Raw genomic sequence first — 3,715 nt, forward strand, 5'->3', positions numbered from 1 at the left:
GTCTCGCCGCTGAGCAACTCGCGCACGGGCCGGCGCAAGGCGCTGCGAATCGGCCACAACGCGGTCAACACCGGCACCGCGATCCCGGCCACGATCTGCAACAACAAAATCTCACCACTCCAAACCGGCCATGGCAGATCGATATTCAACTGCCCGGCCAAAAAACCGGCAAGGCCCTGTGTCGCTAGCAAGCCTGCCGGCACTGCCAGCATCAGCGCCAACACTCCAAACCACACCGCCGTTGCCATATACATCGCCGCCAGCGCTCGCGGCCCGGCGCCGATAGCCGCCATCACGCCGAGCTGGCGAGTCTGTTGGTTGAGGATGGCGCTGATTGTGTTGATACTGAGAAAACTACTGGCGACCAGCGCCAACATCCCGACAATCAACATCAAGACGGTAATCACCGGCAAGAGGGCTTCAGCCGGATGCTGCAACGGCGGCGGCACGTAGGTTTGGAGGACCGGATGGCCGCTGCGTTCAAGCAACTGCTCAACCGCCTGCGCCATCGCCCGAATCTGGGTCACATCGCGCCGGTCACCGTTGACAATCAGGTGCAACTGGTTATAACCGGCAGGGCCGCCCAACCAGCGCAGCGTGTCTGCGGTCATATAGATAAAGGTCTGCGCAGTAAGTACAGCCAGCGGCGTACTCAGATCGTGGATCGTACCGGCCACCGGCATTGCGCGCTCACCGATCCCCGGCAACTCAACCACGACCGTCTCGCCGATTGCCAGACCGGCCCGCGTGAGCGACGCCCGTTCCACGAGAATCGCTCGTTCGGGCGGCGGCCATGCCCCCGCTTGGGGGCGGACAATCCCGATCCGGCGGATGCCATCGTCGGGCAGGACGGTAATCAGCGCATCTTCCCACCGATCGGGGCCGATGCGGATGCGGGCCGGCACCACGCGGCGGCCTTCGGCGACCGCCACTTCCGGCAAGCGTTCGACCGCCTCGGCGAGATCATCGGTAAAGGCGGTGGTGGTGACCGTTGCGCTGGCCGGCTCGATAGCGAGAAAGCTGCACTGCAATTCGCGCCCGATCACGGCACGCGCGGTGAGGATAACTCCGAAGGCGAAGACGCCGACCGCAATCGAGAGCGTCACCAGCGCGGTGCGGGTGGGGAAGGCGCGTAAATCGCGGATAACTTTTCGCCAACGTGGAGTAAGCATAGCAATATTTCCACGCAAAGACGCCGAGGACGCAAAGAGCGCAAAGGTTTTAACGCAAAGGCATCGTAGAGCCGGACGGCTCCGGCTCCGCCAAGGCGCAAAGGTTTTAACGCAAAGGCGCAGAGGACGCAAAGGGCGCGAAGGTTTGGATGGATAGCACATACCGATCGTAGTGGCTGGATAGGCTCTACCTTTGCGCGCTCCACGCTACCTTTCCCCGACCTGCCCAAGCGGCGCCCGGCTACACCGATCTGCTAGGAGTGTAGCACATGTTGATTGACCAGTCAATCAACAAAAGAAACAAAAATAAAGCGACATGGTCGCTCCCTGAGTTATAGGGATGAATAGGCCGCATTGGTTGGCATGCTATCAAAAAGACTGCTAAACATTCAATAGGATTTTAGTACTGCGAAGAATAGTACAAAGATATCGAGAGCGATGTTGGGCGCTGATCTGGTGAGGCAGCGAGCGTACCTATCTTATCCGCCGAACACGTTCTACCCGCACTTCATTGCCTAGAAATATTCTTGGGCAATCATCTGCTTGATAAACGTATCTAGCTCTAGAATGTGTTATTTACGATGTCATGAATATAAGAGATATGCTGAAGATACTCACGCACCGATCGAGACATATTCAACCTCACGGAGCATATGCGGGCCAATATATGGGCTTAATGCTTCCACCGTAACCAAATCGACCTTACGGCCAAATAGATCTTCAAGGAACAATGCAAGCTGCATGAAATGATCAAGCGTTTTCTGATCTGGATTGAATTCGACCAACATATCGACATCACTCCCTGCCTGCGCTTCATTCCGCGCGAATGAGCCAAACAGACCGCAACGCCGCACACCCAAATGCTGCAACTCGCGCTGGTGTCTCCGTAAGAGGTCGAGGATTTGCTCTTTCGTCTGAACCGGCATACCCTGTTTTGCGCACCAAATATCAGGTTGGGTGATTCGCATTATAGCACGCTCGCTTGGCGTAATAACCAAGCGTTGGAAAAAGACGCGAAGCCCGCCAAGTTCGCCAAGATCCAAACGCAAAGACGCGAAGTCCGCAAAGGACGCTAAGATTTTTGAAGATTTGGCACAAGTATGCTTAGTTCCCGCCCCAAAAACCCTCTGCGTACCTCTGTGGAGCCGGACAGTCGTCCGGCTCTACCGCATCTTTGCCCCTTTGCGCTACTACTCTCGGAGCCGCACGCTGAGGCCGGTGTAGCGCCGCTCGACCTCGGCGGCGGCAACGGCGGCAGCGACGGCGCGCCGGTCGCCAACGATGACCACAAGCTGGCGGGCGCGGGTGACGGCGGTGTAGAGCAGGTTGCGCTGCAGCAGCGGTTGGTGTTGGTGCAAGAGCGGCAGCACCACCACCGGGTATTCGCTGCCTTGGCTTTTATGCACGCTGAGCGCATAAGCGAGCGCGAGATCGTCAAGGTCGAGGCCACTGTAACGAATCGCGCGCCCATCTTCAAACCGCACCGCCACGGTCGGCGCTGCGGCGTCGATGGCGATGATCTCGCCGGTGTCGCCGTTGTAGACATCGCGGTCGTAGTCGTTGCGCTGCTGGATGACCCGATCACCAACCCGGAAGACGGTCGCGCCGCTGCGGTATTCGGCCACGCCGGGCCGGGGCGGATTGAGGGCGGCTTGCAAGGCGGCGTTGAGGGCGGCCACGCCGGCGTTGCCTTTGTGGGTTGGGCTGAGCACTTGGATGTCGCGGCGCGGGTCGTACCCGAACCGGCGCGGAATGCGTTCGACCACCAGTTCGACAACGAGTTCGGCGCAGCGTTCGGGAGTTTCGGCGGCAAAGAAGTAGAAGTCATCGTGCCCGCCCCAGTCCGGCAGCAGGCCGTCGTTGATGCGGCGCGCGTTGGCGGCGATGCCGCTGCCGGCGGCTTGGCGAAAGATGGCGTCGAGATGGATGCGTGGCACGATCCCGCTGTCGATCAAATCGCCGAGCACACGGCCCGGCCCGACGCTCGGCAGTTGGTCGGCGTCGCCGACGATGATCACGTGCGCGGTAGGAGGCGTCGCTTTGAGCAGTTGGTTGGCCAGCACCACGTTGAGCATGCTGGCTTCATCGATCACCAGCAGATCGCAATCGAGCGGGTTGTCGGCATTGCGGCGAAACGTGCCGTCAGGACTGTATTCGAGCAGGCGGTGGATGGTGCGGGCCTCAATCCCGGTGGCGTCGCTCAACCGGCGGGCAGCGCGTCCGGTCGGCGCAGCAAGCAAAGGACGGTAGCCGCGGGCGCGCAGCAAGAGTACCAGCGCGCGCAAGCTGGTGGTTTTGCCGGTGCCCGGCCCGCCGGTAAGCAGCATCACCGGACTGGTCAAGGCGGTGCGCACCGCTGCGCGCTGCTGCGGGCTTAGATTAATGCCGCGCCGTTCGGCCAGATGGGCAAAGACCAGTTCCCAGCGGCTGGGGGCGTAGCGGTCGGCCAGCGCCGAGCGTTGGGCGAGCCAGCGCCGGATCGCGTTGGCGACGCCGATTTCGGCGAAGGCCAGCGGCGGCAGGTAGATCGGCTGCTCGGCGGG

General features: G+C 60.8%; 3 protein-coding genes. All 3 read right to left on the reverse strand.

Annotated elements, in window-relative coordinates; all coding sequences use genetic code 11:
• Positions 1 to 1,172 (reverse strand): ABC transporter permease (locus U9R81_RS13205; RefSeq protein WP_322495908.1); only part of this gene is annotated, 1,172 nt, incomplete at its 3' end.
• A gap of 614 nt (positions 1,173 to 1,786) precedes the next feature.
• Entirely contained in the window at positions 1,787 to 2,098 is a 312-nt protein-coding gene (locus U9R81_RS13210; protein ID WP_322495909.1) for a nucleotidyltransferase family protein, read from the reverse strand.
• Between the two features lie 264 nt (positions 2,099 to 2,362).
• Positions 2,363 to 3,715 (reverse strand): ATP-dependent DNA helicase (locus tag U9R81_RS13215; RefSeq protein ID WP_322495910.1); only part of this gene is annotated, 1,353 nt, incomplete at its 5' end.

It is taken from the genome of Chloroflexus sp. (genome assembly GCF_034435895.1).
Taxonomy (GTDB): Bacteria; Chloroflexota; Chloroflexia; order Chloroflexales; family Chloroflexaceae; genus Chloroflexus.